The organism is Microvirga sp. 2MCAF35 (assembly GCF_052115545.1).
Lineage (GTDB): Bacteria > Pseudomonadota > Alphaproteobacteria > Rhizobiales > Beijerinckiaceae > Microvirga.
The window spans coordinates 25,767-43,742 of record NZ_JBFRGW010000009.1; the positions used below are offsets into that span (position 1 = coordinate 25,767).

At 64.2% G+C, this 17,976-nt stretch carries 15 protein-coding genes; 5 read left to right on the top strand and 10 right to left on the bottom strand.

What is annotated here, in order from left to right; translation table 11 throughout:
- Positions 1–3: 3 nt before the first annotated feature.
- Together AB4097_RS06790 and AB4097_RS06795 are read right to left on the bottom strand one after the other, a co-directional pair.
- Positions 4–492, bottom strand: a complete 489-nt coding sequence (locus AB4097_RS06790; protein ID WP_442037854.1) for an endonuclease domain-containing protein — start codon at positions 490–492, stop codon at positions 4–6.
- Between the two features lie 94 nt (positions 493–586).
- Positions 587–1,792 (bottom strand): ABC transporter substrate-binding protein, encoded by a 1,206-nt coding sequence (locus tag AB4097_RS06795; RefSeq protein ID WP_442037855.1) that lies wholly within the window; start codon positions 1,790–1,792, stop codon positions 587–589.
- 156 nt (positions 1,793–1,948) lie between these two features.
- Between AB4097_RS06795 and AB4097_RS06800 the strand changes: the two genes are divergently transcribed.
- The 4 genes from AB4097_RS06800 (at position 1,949) to AB4097_RS06815 (ending at position 5,372) form a co-directional block, all read left to right on the top strand.
- Positions 1,949–3,142, top strand: a complete 1,194-nt coding sequence (locus AB4097_RS06800) for an amidase (protein WP_442037856.1) — start codon at positions 1,949–1,951, stop codon at positions 3,140–3,142.
- Between the two features lie 75 nt (positions 3,143–3,217).
- On the top strand, positions 3,218–4,099 hold the full coding sequence (locus AB4097_RS06805) for an SMP-30/gluconolactonase/LRE family protein (protein WP_442037857.1): 882 nt from the start codon (positions 3,218–3,220) through the stop codon (positions 4,097–4,099).
- A 6-nt stretch (positions 4,100–4,105) separates the two neighbouring features.
- Entirely contained in the window at positions 4,106–5,107 is a 1,002-nt protein-coding gene (locus tag AB4097_RS06810; RefSeq protein ID WP_442037858.1) for an aldose epimerase family protein, read from the top strand.
- Positions 5,108–5,195: 88 nt separating this feature from the next.
- Entirely contained in the window at positions 5,196–5,372 is a 177-nt protein-coding gene (locus tag AB4097_RS06815; RefSeq protein ID WP_442037859.1) for a hypothetical protein, read from the top strand.
- 33 nt (positions 5,373–5,405) lie between these two features.
- Here the strand turns inward: AB4097_RS06815 and AB4097_RS06820 are convergent, their stop codons facing one another.
- Positions 5,406–7,484, bottom strand: a complete 2,079-nt coding sequence (locus AB4097_RS06820) for a M3 family metallopeptidase (RefSeq protein WP_442037860.1) — start codon at positions 7,482–7,484, stop codon at positions 5,406–5,408.
- A gap of 45 nt (positions 7,485–7,529) precedes the next feature.
- A complete protein-coding gene (locus tag AB4097_RS06825) occupies positions 7,530–8,321 on the bottom strand; it encodes a dienelactone hydrolase family protein (protein WP_442037861.1) in 792 nt (263 codons plus the stop codon).
- 194 nt (positions 8,322–8,515) lie between these two features.
- On the opposite strand from AB4097_RS06825, the gene AB4097_RS06830 reads away from it, so the two are divergent.
- Positions 8,516–10,540 carry an AI-2E family transporter gene (locus AB4097_RS06830; RefSeq protein WP_442037862.1) on the top strand — a complete coding sequence of 675 codons (2,025 nt, stop codon included), beginning with the start codon at positions 8,516–8,518 and terminating at the stop codon, positions 10,538–10,540.
- Between the two features lie 6 nt (positions 10,541–10,546).
- Here AB4097_RS06830 and AB4097_RS06835 read toward each other — a convergent pair whose 3' ends face one another.
- The 6 genes from AB4097_RS06835 to AB4097_RS06860 all read right to left on the bottom strand — a co-directional run bounded on the left by AB4097_RS06835 (position 10,547) and on the right by AB4097_RS06860 (position 17,962).
- Positions 10,547–11,374 carry an ABC transporter ATP-binding protein gene (locus tag AB4097_RS06835; RefSeq protein ID WP_442037863.1) on the bottom strand — a complete coding sequence of 276 codons (828 nt, stop codon included), beginning with the start codon at positions 11,372–11,374 and terminating at the stop codon, positions 10,547–10,549.
- On the bottom strand, positions 11,371–12,228 hold the full coding sequence (locus AB4097_RS06840; RefSeq protein ID WP_442037864.1) for an ABC transporter ATP-binding protein: 858 nt from the start codon (positions 12,226–12,228) through the stop codon (positions 11,371–11,373). The genes AB4097_RS06835 and AB4097_RS06840 overlap by 4 nt, the downstream gene beginning before the upstream one ends.
- 2 nt (positions 12,229–12,230) lie before the next feature.
- Positions 12,231–13,145, bottom strand: a complete 915-nt coding sequence (locus tag AB4097_RS06845; protein WP_442037865.1) for an ABC transporter permease subunit — start codon at positions 13,143–13,145, stop codon at positions 12,231–12,233.
- Positions 13,142–14,152 carry an ABC transporter permease subunit gene (locus AB4097_RS06850; RefSeq protein ID WP_442037866.1) on the bottom strand — a complete coding sequence of 337 codons (1,011 nt, stop codon included), beginning with the start codon at positions 14,150–14,152 and terminating at the stop codon, positions 13,142–13,144. The genes AB4097_RS06845 and AB4097_RS06850 overlap by 4 nt, the downstream gene beginning before the upstream one ends.
- Before the next feature lie 65 nt (positions 14,153–14,217).
- Positions 14,218–15,819 (bottom strand): ABC transporter substrate-binding protein, encoded by a 1,602-nt coding sequence (locus AB4097_RS06855; protein WP_442037867.1) that lies wholly within the window; start codon positions 15,817–15,819, stop codon positions 14,218–14,220.
- A 244-nt stretch (positions 15,820–16,063) separates the two neighbouring features.
- On the bottom strand, positions 16,064–17,962 hold the full coding sequence (locus AB4097_RS06860) for a response regulator (protein ID WP_442037868.1): 1,899 nt from the start codon (positions 17,960–17,962) through the stop codon (positions 16,064–16,066).
- Positions 17,963–17,976 lie beyond the last annotated feature (14 nt).

Genomic DNA, 17,976 nt, shown 5'->3' on the forward strand with positions numbered 1-17,976 from the left:
TATTCACCCTCCGCACGAATATCGGATGCTTCCGATATCCGCTTCCCGTTGCGCATATCGGGAACACCCGACATGCGTGGGGGAGGGTCGGCCGACAGGCCGGGGTGGGGTGGGAAGCGCGACGGCTTCCGCTTGAGGCGAGCAATACAAGGCCGCGTATATGGTGTCGAGAATGCCGTTCAAATTCTCGAACAGCTCGGCATTCCAAAAACGAACGACGCGATAGCCTTCTTTCTCAAGCCATTGCGTTCTGGCCTCATCTTTTGCGGCGATATCGTCCTGCGAATGATGACCACCGTCGAGTTCGATGACGAGACGCGCCTTCAGGCAGGCGAAATCAGCAATATAGGGACCGATGGGCACTTGCCGCCGGAAGTGACTGCCGTAGACGGGGATAGTCTTCAGGGCGCGCCAGAGATGCTGCTCCGGCTCGGTTGCATTCGAGCGAAGCTTCCTTGCTCTTTCACGTCTGAAGCGGCTGATATCGGCCATGGTTGTTTTCTGTCGCGGTACCACCCCACCCCGGCGCTGAAGCGCCGACCCTCCCCCTCAAGGGGAGGGTACGTGCGCGTCGCGCACCCAAAGACTAATCCTTCCGCACCGCCTTCACCTCGGCCTCGGTCGGCATGAACGACGTTCCGTCCTTGTAGGTCCAGTCCGTCATGCCGCCCGAGGCGCCCTTGAGCGCGAGCTTGCCGACCCAGGCGCCCATGGTGGACTGGTTGTCGATGCCGCGCATGGTGACGGGGCCGATGACGGTGTCGAACTTCTCATCCTCGAGCGCTTTGATGACGGCTTCCGTGTCCGTGGAGCCCGCGCGCTCGAGGGTGTCGCGGATCATGTACACAACCATATAGCCGAGGAGCGAGCCGAGACGCGGCGTGTCGTTGTATTTCGCGCGGTACGCATCGACGAAGGCCTTATGCTTGGGATCGGTGATCTGGTCCCAGGGATAGCCCGTCACGGTCCAGCCCTCCGGCACCTCGTCCTTGAGCGGCAGGAGCCATTCGGGCTCGCCGGTGAGGAGGGAGAGCACCGTCGCGCCCTCGAAGAGGCCGCGCGTGTTGCCCTCGCGCACGAACTGCGTGAGGTCGGGGCCGAAGAGCACGTTGAAGATGCCGTCGGGCTTGGTCTGTTCGAGAGCCGACACGGTGGCGCCGGCCTCGATCTTGCCGAGGGCAGGATATTGCTCGGCAACGATCTCGGCGCCGGGCACGCGCTCCTGGATCAGGCGCTTGAACGCCTGCGCGGCCGACTGGCCGTATTCGTAATTGGGCGCCACGATGGCCCAGCGCTTCGCGCCCGACGCCTTGGCCTGATCGACCAGCATGCCCACCTGCATGGTGTTGTTGGGCCGGATGCGGAAGGTGTAGCGGTTGCCCTGCGCCATGGTGATGGCATCGGTCAGGGGCTCGGCGGCGATGTAGACGATCTTCTTCTGGTTGGCGAAATCCGCCATGGCGACGCCTACATTCGACAGGAACGAGCCGAAGAGCAGCGAGACGTCTTCACGGCTCACGAGCTCGTCGGCCACCCGGGTGGCGTCGCCCGTGGTGGCGCCGTCCTCGCGGGAGACGATCTCGATCTTGCGGCCGAGCACCCCGCCCTTGGCGTTGATCTCGTCGAGGGCCAACTGCCAGCCATTCCGGTAAGGCACGGTGAAAGCCGCTTGGCGGGCGTAGGAATTCAGCTCGCCGATCTTGATCGGGGCCTGTTGCGCGTGAACCGACGGCGCTCCGAGCGCGAGCGCCGCTCCCAGAGCCAGCCAGCGGATCGTTGAAATCTTCGCCATTGCGCGTTCCTTGCCATCGAGAGCCTGCCTGGATTTAGGGCCATTCCAGGTTCGAAGAAAGCCCAAACTGCCGCGCTTCGCGAATTCCCGGCTTGCTTGAAGCATCGAGGCAATGACACATTCGCCGCCTTCGTTCCTCAGAGCCAGACGGGCCCCATGTTCCTCGACCGCGACCCCGCCCATGCTTTCATGCCTTACCCGGCCGTTCCAGTCCCCCATGCTCCGAGCGGCCCGCTCTCGGGCCTGACCTTCGCGGCCAAGGACCTGTTCGACGTGGCGGGCTATCCGACCAGTGCGGGATCGCCCCACATGCTCGCCATGTCCGGGATCAAGACCCGGACCGCCCCGACGGTCCAGAAGCTTCTCGATGCGGGCGCGCGGCTCGTCGGCAAGACGATCACGGACGAACTGGCCTTCTCCATGAGCGGCAAGAACGCCCATTTCGGCACGCCGGTGAACGGCGGTGCGCCCGATCGAATTCCGGGGGGCTCGTCCTCGGGCTCGGCGGCGGCCGTTTCCAACGGATTGTGCGATTTCGCTCTCGGCACCGATACGGGCGGGTCCGTCCGGGCGCCGGCCAATCATTGCGGGCTCTTCGGCATCCGGCCCACCCATGGCCGGGTGAGCCTCGAAGGCTGCCACGATCTGGCGCCTTCCTTCGACACCTGCGGGTATTTCACCCGTGATGGCGCCACCTTCGTGCGCGTGGGCGAGGTTCTGCTCGGCCCGGACAGCGCTCCCCTGCCGCAGAGCCCCAGGGTATTGCTGGCGCAGGATGCATTTGCCCTGCTCAAGAGAGAGGTGCGGGATGCGCTCGCGCCGGCCCTGAGCCGGGCGGAAGCCGCCCTGGGGCGGCCCGAGCCGATCAATGTTGCACCGGAAGGCTTCACGGCGCTTTATTGGGCCATGCGCTACATCCAGAGCCGGGAGGCCTGGACTATCGATGGCCCGATGATCGAGCGTTACCACCCGCCCCTCGGTCCTGGCGTGGCCGACCGGTTCGAGTTCTCGAAGGCGGTGACCGACGCCCAGGTGACGGAGGCCCAGGTGATCCGCGCGGCTTTCCGCAAGCGGTTCAGCGCACTTCTGGCCGATGATGCGGTCCTGATCCTGCCGACCATGCCGGACATCGCGCCGCTCCTCTCGGATAGCGACGAATCCCTGAACGATTACCGCAACAACGCCCTCAACCTGCTCTGCCTGTCGGTGCTGTCGGGCCTGCCGCAGGTCTCGATCCCGCTCGCCTCCCGGTCAGGGGCGCCGCTGGGGCTGTCGATCATGGGACCCGCCGGGTCGGACCTGCGCCTCGTTGCCCTGGCAGACCGAATCGCCGGGAGCGCGGCGGCGTGACGGGACCCATCGCGCCCGGCCGGAGTTACCGGCAGGAGCGGGGAGGCACTCAAATCATCTCACAAGGGGAGACACATGACCCATCCAGCCGTGCATCCGGAAACACCCCATGTGGCGGTGGCGAGCGCCTGCATCCTGGGCGAGGGCCCTGTCTGGGACCACCGGTCCAACACCCTGTTCTGGGTCGACATCAAGAACCCTGGAATCTGGCGGTATCATCCGGATACCAAGGAGCATTTCCGGGTCGATGCGCCCGAGCGGATCGGCTTCATCGCCCTGACGCCCGACCAGGATGTGGTCATCGCGGGCTTCAAGTCGGGTCTCGCCCGCTTCAATCTCAAGACCGGCGAGGCGCAGCCCATCGTGGCGCCCGACAGCGACAAGCCGAACAACCGGATCAATGACGGCCATGTGGGACCGGATGGGGCCATTTATTTCGGCACCATGGACGACGAGGAAAAGGAGGGCTCCGGGGCCTTCTGGCGCTGGGACGGCAAGGAGCTGACCCAATTCCATTCCGGCATCATCGTCACCAACGGCCCGGCTTTCAGCCCGGACGGGCAGCGGCTCTACGCGACCGATACGATCGACGGCACGGTTTATGTCCTCGACGCTCAAGGAAGCCGGATCGGCGAGCCGCGCCCCTTCGTCCGGTTCGAAGAGGGATGGGCCCATCCGGACGGCATGGCGGTCGATGCGGAGGGCCATGTCTGGGTCTGCCACTGGGGCGCCTCGCGCATCACGCGATTCGCGCCGGACGGTTCCGTGGAGCGCATCGTGCCCGTTCCCACGGCCCAGGTGACGAAATGCGCCTTCGGCGGACCCGATCTCACCACGCTCTACATCACCACGGCCGCCATCGGCCACGATCCCCATATCGACCCGATGGCGGGCCATCTCTTCAAGGTCGAGACCGGCGGCATCCGTGGCCTGCAGGCCCATATTTTCGAGGGGTAAGGAAACATGACCATCGAGCGTTTCGGCTCCCTCGACGGGCAGGACGTGCTTCAGGTTTCGCTGAAAGGCCCGGACGGCGTGGAGGCGAAGGTTCTCACCTGGGGCGCCGTGGTGCGGGACCTGATGGTCCCGGTGGCGGGCGGTTCACAGCGGGTGGTGCTCGGCCTGAACTCCATCGAGGATTACGTCACCCATTCCCCCTACTTCGGCGCCATCGTCGGACGTTACGGCAACCGCATCGGGAAGGCACAATTCACCCTGAATGGACAGACCTACCGGCTCGATGCCAATGAGGGCGAGAACCAGCTTCACGGCGGAGCCAAGGGCTTCGGCTCACGGGTCTGGAGCATCGTCGACCACACGCCCTCCAGCGTGACGTTGAGCCTTGTGTCGGACGACGGCGACATGGGCTATCCGGGCCGCCTTCTGGCGACCTGCACCTACACGCTCCTGCCGTCGTCGCGCCTGCGGATCGAGCTCGAGGCGACGAGCGACAAGCCGACGCCGGTCAATCTCACCACCCACGGCTATTTCAACCTCGACGGCGGCCCCGACATTTCCTCGCACGAGCTGACGATTGCGGGCGATTACATCACGCCGACCCGGCCCGATCTCATTCCGACGGGCGAGATCACGGCAGTCGCGGGCACCGATTACGACTTCACGTCGGCGCGGCCGATCCATGGGCCGCAGCACACCCTCTACGACATCAACTATGTCTTGCGCGGACCCTATGGAGACCTGCGCCATGCGGTAACGCTGGCCTCGGGCCGCAACGGTCTTTCCATGGAACTCTGGACCACGGAGCCAGGCGTCCAGTTCTATGACGGTCACCTGATCGACATACCGGTGCAAGGCCTGGACGGAGCCCGGTATGGCCGTCACGGCGGGCTTTGTCTGGAGCCTCAACGTTTTCCCGACAGCCCCAATAAAGCCCACTTTCCATCGTCTATCCTGCCGCCCGGGCAGGTTTCCCGACAGGTCAGCGAGCTCCGGTTCTCCCGCTGATCTGAGGGAACTTTGCCGTTGTGGGCTTGTTCTTCTTTGTAGGCGTTGCGTTTCCGGTCAGCCACGAAACCAAGAAGGGACAGTCCCCATGCCGGTGCTCGATGCGAAAGCTCTGGAGATCGATCCGAAGGGAGCGGCTTTCCTGAAGAGCGTCCTGCATCCCATGCCGGTGCCCCAGGCGCCTCCTAAGGAAGCATCGCGAATCGTCAAGATTCGCTTCTACGCTTTGAAGCGGTCGAGAGAACTCGCGACCGGCACGGCGTGACGGGCCGCTTTCGCGGCCCGCCGTTTACTTCCCTCACGCATCCTCGACGACCGACGCCAAGCCACGCTTGGCGAGAAGCGCGTCTGCCGTGGGCAGGCGCCCGCGGAAGGCCGTGTAGGCTTCGGCCGGATCGCGCAGGTTGCCGGCGGAATAGATGAAGCGCTTCAGCCTGTCCGCCATGGCCTTGTCGAAGGCATCGCCGGTCTCCTCGAAGGCCGTGAAGGCATCGGCGTCCAGCACCTCCGACCAGAGATAGCTGTAATAGCCCGACGAATAACCGTCGCCCGAGAAGACATGCGTGAAATGCGGCGTGCGGTGGCGCATGATGATCTCGCGCGGCATGCCGATCTTTTCAAGCGTCTGCGCCTCGAAGGCCGACACGTCGAGATCCTTGGGATTCTTGCGGCGATGGAGTTCCAGATCGACAAAGGCGGATGACAGGTATTCGACTGTTGCGAAGCCCTGATTGAAGTTGCGCGCGGCCATCAGGCGGGCAAGCAGCTCCTCCGGAATCGGTTCGCCGGTCCGGTAATGGGTTGCGTAGCGGCGCAGGATGTCCGGCTGCGACAGCCAATGCTCGTAGAGCTGCGAGGGGAGCTCCACGAAATCCGTCGACACGGCCGTCCCCGCGAGCAGCGGATAGGTCACGTTCGAGAGCAGGCCGTGCAGGCCGTGGCCGAATTCGTGGAACAGGGTCCGCGCATCGTCGAAGCTCAGGAGCGACGGTTCGCCCGCGGCGCCCTTGGCGAAGTTCATCACGTTGACGATGATCGGCCGAACGTCGCCGGTGAGTTTCTCCTGCGACCGGAAGGCGCTCATCCATGCGCCGCTGCGCTTGGACGGACGTGCGAAATAATCGCCGATGAAGGTGCCGACAGGATTGCCGTCAGCATCCATCACCTGCCAGGCGCGGATATCGGGGTGGTAGCGCGGAAAATCCTTCAGCTCCTTGAAGCTGAGGCCGAAGAGTCGGTTGGCCGTCTCGAACGAGGCCTCGATGATCCGGTCGAGCTGGAAATACGGCTTGATGGTCGCCTCATCGAGATTGTGACGCGCCATGCGGACCTGATCGGCATAATAGCGCCAGTCCCACGGTTCGATGACGATGTTGTCGCCGATGGATTGCGCCTGGGCCTGCAAGTCGTCCCGTTCCCCCTTGGCTCGGGCAATGGCCGGCGTCCAGACGTCGGTCAGGAGCTTCTCGACGTTGTCGGGCGTCTTGGCCATGGTGTCGGCGAGCTTGAAATCGGCGAATGTCTCGTAGCCGAGAAGTTTCGCGCGCTCCGCCCGCAGGGCCGCCGTCTCGGCGATGATGGCCTTGTTGTCGGTCGCATTGCCGTTGTCGCCGCGTGCAGCCCAGGCCTTGAAGGCCTGCTCGCGCAGGTCGCGGCGCTTGGAGAATTGCAGGAAGGGCTCGATGCTGGAGCGGGAGAGGGTGATCACATGTTTGCCCGGTAGCCCACGCTCCTCGGCGGCCTGCGCGGCCGCTTCGCGCAGGAAGGAGGGAAGGCCGTCGAGATCCGCCTCGCCGTCGAGAACGAGCTGATAGGACTTCTCGTCCGCCAGCACGTTCTGCGAGAACTGCGTGCCGAGACTCGCCAGCCGCTCGGTGATGGCGGCGAGCCGCTTCTTCTCGTCCGTTCCGAGCTTTGCTCCGGCGCGTACGAAAATGGTATGGTACCGGTCGAGGACGCGGGCCTGCTCGGGCGTGAGGCCGAGGCTGTCGCGCTTCCCGTAGAGAGCCGCCACGCGCCGGTAGAGCGCTTCGTTCATGAAGATGCTGTTGCGGTGCTTGGCGAGGATCGGCGCCATCTCGCGCTCCACCGCCTGGATCGCGTCGTTGGTATGCGATCCGGCCAGATTGAAGAACACGCCGCCGACCTTCTTCAGGGCCTGCCCGCTCTTTTCCAGCGCTTCGATGGTGTTGGTAAAGCTGGGCTCCTCGGCGCTGTCGGCAATGGCCCCAATCTGCCTCTGCTGCTCCGCCAGCGCCCTGTCGAAGGCGGGCTTGTAATGCTCCGGCACGATGCTTTCGAAGGGCGGAATCCCGAACGGGGTATTCCATTGTGCGAGGAGGGGATTGCCTGCGAGAGCCGCGTCTGAAGCCGTCATAATTGCTCCTGCCTGATGATCGTCGAGCTGCAAGTCTTAATGTTCTCACCCACCGACGGGAAGGGGTCTCGACTCTGACGAGACGTCCGCGTCGGCAAGATACCGCTGCAGGAAGGCGAGGGATCGGGCGGACGCATCGTCCTCCGCCTTGCCCCTGAAGCCATGACCTTGACCGGGATAGACCTTGATTTCGTGCGGCACGTCCTGCTGGCGCAGCAGCGCTTCGACCGCATAGGCGTTCGCCACGGGCACGATGGGATCGGCCGAGCCGTGCAGGACCAGGGTCGGCGGCAGCTTGGACGTGGTGGCGATCGCCCCCTGCGGCAGCGGTCCGAAATAGTTCACCAGCGCCTTTACTCGGGGATCCGTGCTGGCCACCGCAAGGCTGAGCGCCGCCCCGAGCGAGATGCCGACGATGCCGATGCGACGTGAGTCGGCATTCGGCTGATCCGACGCGAAGGAGAGGGCATCCTGGACCGTGCTCATCCAGGGCATGAAGTTCTGGAACAGGGTGCCGAAGGAAGCCCGCTTCTCGCCGGTGCGGTCGAGGTAGTGGACGAGGTGAACCTGGTACCCAGCAGCCGCCACATTCCGGGCGCCCTCGCGATACTGCGTGTTGTAGCTCAGGCCGTCGGCGCCGTGCAGCATCAGCACCGCAGGGCGGGGCGAGGAGCCTGCTGCCTGGAAGGTCTCGACGGCAATGGCTTTGCCTCCGCTCTTGAAACTGTTTCGCTGGGTCGTGACGGGCATTGCGTTCGGCTTGTCCTGTTGGGCGTGAGCGGTCGAGGAGGCAGACAGGGCTGCCCCGATCAGGAGATTGCGTCTGGTGAGCGGCATGAGGGCTGATATTTGAAGGGTAGGGCTCGGGATCCTCATGAGATGGGATGGGATTCCCGGCCAGGCAGATGGCAAAAGGTCCCAGCTTTCTCCGGCGGAGGAGCGTTGTTGTTACGCTCAAGGATCGTTTGGCCGTCCAAGACGTTGTTTGCAGGTCGGCGAGAGTGTCTCGCGGCCCAGCAGAGATCCCTTAAATGCGTCCAGGCCCTCCCACCTTGCCTCCCTCGGAGACGGAGATCGAGCCGCCCGCCGTTCCTGGGCTCTCCGGGCTCATGACCCTGGCCGTTGGGGTCGTCGTGCTCGCCGGCCTCTATGTGGGCCGGGAAGTCTTTCTGCCCGTGGTGATGGCGATCCTGCTGGCCTTCGTGCTGGCCCCCTTCGTCGAATTGCTACGCCGGTGGCGTCTCGGGCGGGTTCCGTCCGTCATCGTTGCCGTGCTCGTCGCCCTCGGGATCATCGGTTCTCTCGGCACGGTCATTGGTTTCCAGCTGGCCGGCTTGGCGAGCGACCTGCCGCGCTATCAGACCACCATCGAAACGAAGGTCGGCTCGCTCCGTGAGGGAACGCTCGGAAAGCTGCCGAGCCTCCTGAAGGATGTCGGCCGCCGTTTCGACCGCGCCGTCGCGGAGCCGCCACCGGAGCAGACGCCCGCGAGGCCTGCCGCATCGGCACCGCCGGCGTCCACGCCGCCGGAGGCGTCGGGCCCGCTGCCGGTCGAAGTCCATGAGCCGGAACCGACGCCGTTCCAGATGGCCCGGGACGTGCTGCTGCCGGTGCTTGGGCCACTTGCCACCATGGGCATCGTGTTCGTGGTGCTCGTCTTCATTCTCATGCAGCGGGAAGATCTGCGCGACCGGATGATCCGCCTCTTCGGGGCGAGCGATCTCCATCGCACCACGGTCGCCATGGACGATGCGGCGCGCCGGCTCAGCCGGTACTTCCTGACCCAGCTTGCCCTGAATGCCTCCTTCGGCGTCGTTGCCGCCATCGGCCTGTGGCTGATCGGCGTGCCGAGCCCCGTCCTGTGGGGCGTCTTCGCCGCGCTGTTGCGCTTCGTGCCCTATATCGGCTCGTTCCTTGCGGCCCTGCCGCCGATCCTCCTGGCCGCCGCCGTCGATCCCGGCTGGTCCATGGCGCTCATGACCCTGGCGCTGTTCGTGATCGGCGAGCCCCTGATGGGGCACGTGATCGAGCCGATCGTCTATGGGCAAAGCACGGGCCTTTCGCCCTTCTCAGTCGTCATCTCGGCTATTTTCTGGACTTGGCTCTGGGGGCCGGTCGGCCTTCTCATCGCCACGCCCCTGACCCTGTGCCTCGTGGTGCTGGGCCGGCATGTGGAGAGACTCGAGTTTCTCGACGTCCTGCTGGGCGACAGGCCCGCTTTGACGCCGGCCGAGAACCTCTACCAGCGCATGCTGGCCGGGGATCCGGACGAGGCGCTGGATTCGGCGGAACTCCTGCTGAAGGAACGCTCGCTGACCTCCTACTACGACGAAGTCGCGCTCAGGGGTCTTCAACTGGCGGCCAACGATGCAACGCGCGGCGTGCTCACCCAGCGTCAGCTCGATCAGGTCAAGGATGTGATCCGGGCGCTGGTGCAGGACCTCAGCGCCCACAACGATGTGGAGCCGCACCCGCAGGAGACCAAGGATGAGCCGGTCGCATCTCCCGCGAGCGAGAAGCCCAGCAACAAGGAGCCGGCTATCGCGCAGCCGATGCCGCCGGAAAGCAATATCCCCGAGGCTTGGAGCGCGGAAGGCGCGATCCTGTGCGTCGCCGGTCGCGGCCCGCTCGATGAGGCTGCGTCCGAGATGCTGGCACAACTCCTGAACAAGCACGGACTCGGTACCCGCGTCATCCCGCATTCGGCCGTGTCGCGCCGGGAGATCTTCAATCTCGACATGACCGGCGTGCAGATGGTGTGCATCAGCTACCTGGAGATCAGCGGCACGCCGGCGCATCTGCGCTATCTTCTGCGCCGCCTCAAGCAGAAGGCGAAGGCTCCTGCCCTGGTCGGTCTCTGGCCGGCTGAGGATGCGGTCCTGAAAAACGAGACGATGCGCGCGACGCTCGGCGCCAATTACTACGTGTCGTCCTTGAGGGATGCCGTGGTGCAGTGCCTGAAAACGGCGACCGGCGAGGAGAAGCTGCCGGAGCCGGCCAATACGCCGGCCGTGGAAGAGGCAACGGCAGCCAGGCGACTGCCGTTGCCGGCCTGATAGCCCTCAGGCCGCGTTCTTGCGCGCCAGTCGCGCCTTGATGCTCGCGGGATCCGCGCGCGGCGTCGCGGCGAAGAGCGTCTTGGTGTAGTCGTGCTTCGGGCTCGAGAACACTTCGTCGCGGGTTCCGTATTCCACGGCCTCGCCGAAATACATCACCATCACGTCATCGGCGATGTAGCGCACCACCGACAGGTCATGGCTGATGAAGACGTAAGTCAGGTTGAACTCGTCCTGGAGATCGGCCAGCAGGTTCAGCACCTGTGCCTGGACCGAGAGGTCGAGCGCGGAAACCGGCTCGTCGAGGACGAGTAGGCTCGGATTGAGCATCAGGGCGCGGGCAATCGCGATGCGCTGGCGCTGACCGCCGGAGAACATATGCGGATAGCGGTTGTAATGCTCCTCGCCGAGGCCGACCTTCTTCAGCATCGCCATGGCGCGCTCGCGGCGCTCGGACGCCGGCACGTTGCCATGGATCACCAGCGGCGCGCCGAGCACGTCGCCGATCTTCTGGCGGGGATTGAGCGATCCGTAGGGGTTCTGGAACACGATCTGCACTTCGCGCCGGAGATCCTTCGTGAGGTCCCCTTTGACGATGTCGACCTTGTTGCCCTGGATGAGAAGGTCACCGGACGTCGCGGGGTCGATCAGCGTGAGGATGCGCGCGAGCGTGGACTTGCCGCAGCCGCTCTCGCCGACGATGGCGAGGGTTTTGCCCCTCTCGACCGTGAAGCTCACGCCTTTGACGGCGTGGACGGTACGGCCCTTGGAGAAGAGGCCTCCGGGCACATGGTAATCCCGGACGATGTTTCGGGCTTCGAGAACAACACTCATGATACGGCCGCTCCGGCGATCTCGCTTCCGTCCTTGAAATAATCGGCAATGGTAGGCAGGCGGTCGCCCGTCGCGTTGTCGGGCAACGCGGACAGGAGAGCCTTCGTGTAGTTGCTGCGCGGGTTCTCGAACAGCGTCAGAACATCCGCCTCCTCCATCTTGCGGCCCTTGTACTGGACCACGACGCGGTCGGCGGTTTCCGCGACCACGCCCATATTGTGGGTGATCATGATCATGCCCATCCCGTGCTCGGCCTGAAGCTTCACGAGAAGGTCCAGGATCTGCTTCTGGATCGTGACGTCGAGCGCCGTGGTGGGCTCGTCGGCGATCAGGAGCTTCGGATTGCACGCGATGGCCATGGCGATCATCACGCGCTGGCACTGGCCGCCGGACATCTGGTGCGGGAACGAACTCAGGCGCTCGTCCGGGTCAGGAATGCCGACCAAGGTCAGGAGCTCGATGGCGCGCGCGCGCCGCTCCCGACGCCCGAGACCGAGATGAAAGCGCAGCACTTCCTCGATCTGGAAGCCGATCGTATAGCACGGATTGAGGCTTGCGATCGGCTCCTGGAAGATCATCGCGATATCCTTGCCGACGATCTTGCGGCGCTCGGAATCGGACAGTGTCAGGAGGTTACGCCCGTTGAAGGCCATCTTGTCGGCCGTCACCTTCGCGGTCCACGGCAGAAGGCCCATCACGGCGAGCATCGAGACGGATTTGCCAGAGCCGGATTCGCCGACGATCGCCAGAACCTCGCGCTCGTCGACCTTCAGCGACACGCCATCGACTGCCCGGAACATGCCGACCGAGGTCTGAAACTCGACGACGAGGTTCTCGATTTCAAGAAGCGCCATGATCAGGACCTCTTCAGTTTCGGGTCGAGGGCATCGCGAAGACCGTCGCCCAGAAGATTGAAGGCGAGCACAGTGATCAGGATGGCGAGACCGGGGAAGGTCACGACCCACCAAGCGCGGAGCACGAATTCGCGGGCATCGGCCAGCATGGTGCCCCATTCGGGCGACGGCGGTTGCGCGCCGAGGCCGAGGAAGCCGAGCGCGGCGGCATCCAGGATGGCGGTCGAGATGCCGAGAGAAGCCTGCACGATCAGCGGAGCGGTGCAGTTCGGCAGCACTTCCCTGAACATCAGGCGCATCGTGCCGGCACCGCTCACCCGGGCCGCCGTCACGTAGTCCTTCGAGGTTTCCGTGATCACCGCCGCGCGGGCAAGGCGCACGTAGTGCGGCAGGATCACCAGCGCCACGGCCAGCATGGCGTTCATCAGGCCGGGCCCGAGCACCGCCACGATCACGATGGCGAGCAGGAGGCTCGGCAGGGTGAGGACGATGTCCATCAGGCGCATGATGAAGATCTCGGTCAGGCCGCGGAAGAAGCCTGCGACGAGGCCGAGCACCGTTCCGATGATGATGGAGATCGTCACCACCACGATGCCGATCAGGAGCGACAGGCGCGCGCCGTAGATCATGCGCGAAAGGATGTCACGGCCGATCGGATCGGTGCCGAGCGGATAGGCGAACGAGCCGCCCTCCTGCCAGAACGGCGGCTTCAGGGCGATGGTGGTGTCGGTGAGATAGGGCGAGTGCGGGGCGAGCACGTCGGCGAGCAGCGCCACGAGCACCACCGCGACGATCACGACGAGTCCGGCAACGGCGCCGTGATTGGCGCTGAAATAGCTCCAGAACTCGCGCAGCGGGTGGGGAGGGGTGGCCGTCGGAGCTGCGACAGCCGGGGCTTCCATGGTTTCTGTGGTCATCGCGTATGCCTGATACGAGGATTGATGAGACCGTAGGCAAGGTCGACGAGAAGATTCACGCTCATCACGACAACGCCGAGCAGCAGGGCACCGCCCTGGAGTACCGGATAATCGCGGCGGAAGATGGCGTCGATGAGCCATTTGCCGACGCCCGGCCAGGAAAAGATGGTTTCCGTGAGGATCGCGCCGGTGAACAGCACGCCGACCTGCAGGCCGATCACCGTCACGACGGGGATGAGCGCGTTGCGCAGGGCATGGAGGGCGATGATCCGGAACCGGGGCAGACCCTTGGCCTTGGCGGTGCGGATATAATCCTCGCCCAGCACCTCGAGCATGGCCGAGCGCGTCATGCGGGCGATTACCGCCAGGGGCACCGTGCCGAGGACGATGGTGGGAAGGATCAGGTGGTTCACCGCCGACCAGAAGGCTTCCGGCTCGTCGGAGAGCAGGGTGTCGATCAGGAGGAATCCGGTGACCGGCTCGATGTAATAGAGCACGTCGATGCGGCCGGAGACCGGGGTCAGGTCCAGCTGCACCGAGAAGAGCAGGATGAGGATGAGACCCCACCAGAAGATCGGCATGGAATAGCCGGTCAGCGAGATGCCCATCACGCCATGATCGAAGATCGAATTTCGTCGGATGGCCGCGATGATGCCCGCCGGAAGTCCGAGCACGAGAGCAAAGATGATTGCGCAGAGCGCCAGCTCGACCGTTGCGGGGAACAGCGACGAGAATTCGTTGAGAACGGGCTCCTGGGTGATCATCGACTTGCCGAGATCGCCCTGCAAAACGCGGGAGAGATAGATCCCGTATTGCACGAAGACCGGCCGGTCGAGGCCATATTCCTTCAGGAGCTGCTCATGGCGGGCAGGATCGATGCCGCGCTCGCCAGCAAGTGTTTCGATGGGATCGCCCGGGACAAGGCGGATCAGGAAAAAGGCCAGCAGCGTGATCCCGAGGAAGGTCGGTATGATCAGGCTGACGCGAGTGAAAATGAATCTGAGCATCGTCTGAACGTAAAAAGGCGGAGCGGCTTTTTTGAGCCGCTCCGCCGTAGGTTGAAGGGATGAGCTTACTTGCCCTTGATATCCACGCCGTAGAAGGTGTGGCGACCGAACGGCGAGAGCTTGAAGTCCACGACTTCCTTGCGGATCGGCTTCAGCTGGACGGCGTGAGCCACGGTGAACCAGGGAGCCTGCTCCTTGAAGATCACCTGAGCCTGCTCGTAGAGCTTGGTGCGCTCGGCCTGATCGGTCGTGACCTTCGCCTTCGTGACGATGTCGTCGAACGGCTTGTAGCACCACTTGGCGATGTTCGAGCCGGAAGCGCTCTCTGCCGAGGCGCAGCCCAGCAGGGTGTGCAGGAAGTTGTCCGGATCGCCGTTGTCGCCCGTCCAGCCGAGCTGAGCCATCTGGTGCTCGCCGGCCTGGGCCCGCTTGCGGTACTCACCCCACTCGAAGCTCTTGATCTCGGCCTTCACGCCGATCTTGGCGAGGTCGGCCTGCATCAGCTCGGCGATGCGGCGGGCATTCGGGTTGTAGGGACGCTGCACGGGCATGGCCCACAGGTCCGTCTCGAGACCGTTCGGGTAGCCGGCTTCCGCCAGAAGCTTCTTGGCGGCTTCCGGGTTGTACTCGTCTTCCTTCACCTTGTCGTTATACGACCACATGGACGGCGGGATCGGGTTCTTGGCCGGAACGCCCGAGCCGAGGAACACGGCGTCGACGATCGCCTTCTTGTTCATGGCCATGTTGAAGGCCTTGCGGACGCGCACGTCGTCGAAGGGCTTCTTCGTGGTCTGATAGGCGAGATAGCCGATGTTCAGGCCGGGCTGCTCGAGAATCTGGACGTTCGTGTCCTTCTTCATGGCCTCGAGGTCAGCCGGGTTCGGGTACGGCATGACGTGGCATTCGCCCTTCTGGAGCTTCGCCCAGCGCACGGAGGCGTCCGGGGTGATCGAGAAGACGAGGTCGTCGAGGGCGGCCTTGCCGCGGAAATACTCGGGGAAGGCCTTATAGCGGATGATCGCGTCCTTCTGGTACTGGACCAGATAGAACGGGCCCGTGCCGATCGGATCTTGGTCGATCTTCTCAGGCGTGCCGGCCTTCATCATGGCGTCGGCATATTCCTTCGACTGAACGCTCGCCCACATCATGGCGAGATCGGCCAGGAACGGAGCCTCGGGACGGTTCAGGGTCACCTTCACCGTGTAGTCGTCGACCTTCTCGACCGACTTCAGCAGGGCGGGCATGCCCATGTCGCCGAAGTAGGAGTGGTTGGGGCTCGTGACCTTGAAGAAGGGGTTAGCTTCCTTCCACTGACGCTCGAACATGAACACGATGTCGTCCGCGTTCATGTCGCGGGTCGGCTTGAAGTTCTTATTGGAGTGCCACTTCACGCCCTTGCGCAGGTGGAAGGTGTAGACCGTGCCGTCAGCGGAGACGTCCCACTTCTCGGCGAGGCTCGGCTGAACCTTCGTGCCGCCGCGCTCGAATTCGACGATACGGCTGTAGATCTGCTCGCTGGCATCGAAGGAGGTGCCGGTGGTGTTCACGCCAGGATAGAAGTTCTCCGGGCTGCCCTCGGAGCAGTAGACAAGGGTTTTGGCTGCCAGCGGAGCGGCGACCAGGAAAGCCGGAACGCAGATGGCTGCGAAAAGGGCTGATTTTTTCATTACCTAGGTCCTCTGAGACGGCTCTACTCGTGGCCGTTCTGTGACGGAGTTAAGGTGCGAAGCCCCGAAAATGTCAATCTGTCCATGAAACAATGGATAATATTTAAAGGAAATTTACCATTTTCTGCCGCTAGGGCAGCCAGAATCGCCAGGGAAAAGGGTCAATTTTCCGCGATTCCGGCCGGGTTTCAGCCAAAACCGCCGAAACACCTTTTGTCCATAATCTGTGGATCCGGAGAGCAGGTCAGGCGGAGGAGCCGTGTGCCTGATCCAGACAGGCCGCCTCGGTCACTTTCGCGGCCAGATCGGCGCGGCTGAAGGGCTTGTGGAGCATCAGGTAGTCGTCCGGCAGTCGCTTCGGATCGGCATATCCCGTCACGAGCAGGATCCCGAGACCGGGCCGGATCTCCCGCGCCTTGCCGGCGAGATCGGTTCCCGTCATGCCGGGCATCGCAAAGTCGGCGATGAGAAGATCCAGCTGATTGTCCGCCTTCAGGATATCGAGGGCCGATGATCCGTCCGCGGCCTCCACGACCCGGTGTCCCATCTCGGTCAGGTAGGCGGCCGTGACGGTCCGAACCTCCGCGTCGTCGTCGACGAGAAGGATCCGCACCTTGGGCGCATCGGGGGCGAGCGCCTGCTGCTCCTGCGGCCCCTCTTTCCGTTCCGTGGCGGCGCGCGACAGATAGAGCTCCACCGTCGTTCCCGCCCCAATCGTGCTGTGGATGGTCACGGTGCCGCCGGATTGCTGCGCCAGCCCATAGACCATCGGCAATCCGAGCCCTGTTCCCTTGCCCACCTCCTTGGTGGTGAAGAAAGGCTCGAGCACTCTGGTCAGAACCTCGGGCGCAATGCCGCTGCCGGTATCCGCGACCGCAATCACCACATATTCGCCGCCGCCCAGGTCGGGGATCCGGCCTTCTTCCACCATCTCGTTGCGGGTCGAGAGGGTCAGAATGCCGTTCTCGGCCATGGCATCGCGGGCATTGATGCACAGATTTAGAATTGCGAGTTCGAGTTGGTCCGGGTCGACCATGGCCGTCCACAGGGCGTCGCTAAGATGCCGCTCGATCCGGATCACGCCGCCGAGGGTGCGGGTCAGCAGGTCGTTCATCCCGGTGATGACCTGGTTCACGTCCACGGCCTGAAGCCGCAGGTCGCGCTGGCGGCTGAAGCTCAGGAGCCGCTGGGTCAGAGAGGCTCCCCGCTCCGCCGCGTAGGTGGCATTCTGCAGAAGCCGGGTCAGCCGCGGATCGTCGGGAGCCCGGCGCGAGGCGAGATCCAGGCTGCCGAGGACGGCCATCAGCAGGTTGTTGAAGTCGTGGGCGACGCCGCCCGCGAGGGTCCCGAGAGCCTGCATCTTGTCCGCCTGCCGCAGGCGCATTTCCATCAGCTTGCGTTCGGTGATGTCGCGCTCGATGGTGGCCAGGTTCGTGACGGTTCCCGCCTCGTCCAGGATCGGGATGTGGTTGATGAGGATCCACTGGGTCGTGCCGTCGGGGGCGGTGCGCTCCTCGGTCACCTCGTCGGGCGCGCGCGCCGCGACGGCCCGGCGCTCCGCCTCTTCGATCATCATGGCCCGCTCGGGCGAGACGTAGTCACGCTCCCTGCGGCCCAGGCAATCCTCCGTGCCGCAGCCGAGGCTTCGCGCCTTGCTGGCGTTCAGGCGGACGAAGCGGCCCTCCAGATCCTTGAACGAGATCAGGTCGCCCGTGCTTTCCATCAGTCCGCGCAGAAGAGCGCGTTCCGTGTCGAGCTTGCGGGCCAGCATGCGCCGCTGGTAGGCCGCAGCCACCATGTTGGAGAGAGCGGCCGGATCCCAGGGTTTCGGGACATAGGCCATGATGCGGCCCTTGTTGACCGCGCCGATGACGGCCTTGAGATCCGCATAGCCGGTGAGAAGAATGGCATCGGCATCGGTCTCGTGACGGGCCTGGGCCAGGAACTCGTCGCCCTGCATCTCGGGCATGCGCTGGTCCGAGATGATGATGGCGATGTCGGGTTCGTGCCGGATGATGTCGAGCGCCTGGATGGGCGACGAGGCCGTCAGCACACGGTAGTCGTTCTCGAACAGATCCTCGAGCGCAATCAGGATGTCCGGTTCGTCGTCGACGACCAGGATCGTGCCATGGGTTGAATTCATCTCGCTCGACAAGG

Coding starts and splice junctions, on each gene's coding strand:
- AB4097_RS06790 (WP_442037854.1), bottom strand. CDS start 492: ATGGCCGATATCAGCCGCTTCAGACGTGAAAGAGCAAGGAAGCTTCGC.
- AB4097_RS06795 (WP_442037855.1), bottom strand. CDS start 1,792: ATGGCGAAGATTTCAACGATCCGCTGGCTGGCTCTGGGAGCGGCGCTC.
- AB4097_RS06800 (WP_442037856.1), top strand. CDS start 1,949: ATGTTCCTCGACCGCGACCCCGCCCATGCTTTCATGCCTTACCCGGCC.
- AB4097_RS06805 (WP_442037857.1), top strand. CDS start 3,218: ATGACCCATCCAGCCGTGCATCCGGAAACACCCCATGTGGCGGTGGCG.
- AB4097_RS06810 (WP_442037858.1), top strand. CDS start 4,106: ATGACCATCGAGCGTTTCGGCTCCCTCGACGGGCAGGACGTGCTTCAG.
- AB4097_RS06815 (WP_442037859.1), top strand. CDS start 5,196: ATGCCGGTGCTCGATGCGAAAGCTCTGGAGATCGATCCGAAGGGAGCG.
- AB4097_RS06820 (WP_442037860.1), bottom strand. CDS start 7,484: ATGACGGCTTCAGACGCGGCTCTCGCAGGCAATCCCCTCCTCGCACAA.
- AB4097_RS06825 (WP_442037861.1), bottom strand. CDS start 8,321: ATGCCGCTCACCAGACGCAATCTCCTGATCGGGGCAGCCCTGTCTGCC.
- AB4097_RS06830 (WP_442037862.1), top strand. CDS start 8,516: ATGCGTCCAGGCCCTCCCACCTTGCCTCCCTCGGAGACGGAGATCGAG.
- AB4097_RS06835 (WP_442037863.1), bottom strand. CDS start 11,374: ATGAGTGTTGTTCTCGAAGCCCGAAACATCGTCCGGGATTACCATGTG.
- AB4097_RS06840 (WP_442037864.1), bottom strand. CDS start 12,228: ATGGCGCTTCTTGAAATCGAGAACCTCGTCGTCGAGTTTCAGACCTCG.
- AB4097_RS06845 (WP_442037865.1), bottom strand. CDS start 13,145: ATGACCACAGAAACCATGGAAGCCCCGGCTGTCGCAGCTCCGACGGCC.
- AB4097_RS06850 (WP_442037866.1), bottom strand. CDS start 14,152: ATGCTCAGATTCATTTTCACTCGCGTCAGCCTGATCATACCGACCTTC.
- AB4097_RS06855 (WP_442037867.1), bottom strand. CDS start 15,819: ATGAAAAAATCAGCCCTTTTCGCAGCCATCTGCGTTCCGGCTTTCCTG.
- AB4097_RS06860 (WP_442037868.1), bottom strand. CDS start 17,962: ATGAATTCAACCCATGGCACGATCCTGGTCGTCGACGACGAACCGGAC.